Annotated in this window: 1 protein-coding gene; it reads left to right on the top strand. The window is 59.4% G+C overall.

What is annotated here, in order from left to right:
- A partial coding sequence (locus tag AC1DIO_RS35510; RefSeq protein WP_476854973.1) for a transposase occupies positions 1 to 252 on the top strand: 252 nt, incomplete at its 5' end.
- Positions 253 to 438 lie beyond the last annotated feature (186 nt).

Here is a 438-nt window from a genome sequence, read left to right as displayed (position 1 = left end):
GACCGCGGCTATGATAGCGCCGCGTTCCGCCAGGCCCTGGTCGCCAAAGGCATCGCACCCTGCATTCCATCGAGCCGAAGCCGGAAAATCCCGTATCCCTACGACAAAGCGCTCTATCGCCAGCGCCACAAGGTCGAGAACCTCTTCGCAAAGCTCAAGGACTGGCGGCGCATCGCAACCCGATACGATCGCTGCGCTCACACATTCTTCTCAGCCATCTGTATCGCGGCAGCCGTCATCTTCTGGATCTAAGCAATGAGATGCTGTAACGGGGCCTGCGTCGCGCGCTGCCCATTGCCACTTGCGTCTAGAAGGGCAAGCTGTCGCCGTTCCCGTACCGACCCTGAAGGTGGAGGATTACGGGATGAGGCTGTTCATCGGATTGGATGTGTMATTKGCGAAGACTGCGGTCTGCGCCATCACCGAGCACGGCAAGAT

It is taken from the genome of Allobosea sp. 05T439 (genome assembly GCF_056396005.1).
The sequence above is the reverse complement of the archived record's forward strand: the minus strand, read 5'-3'. Positions and strand labels throughout refer to the sequence as shown.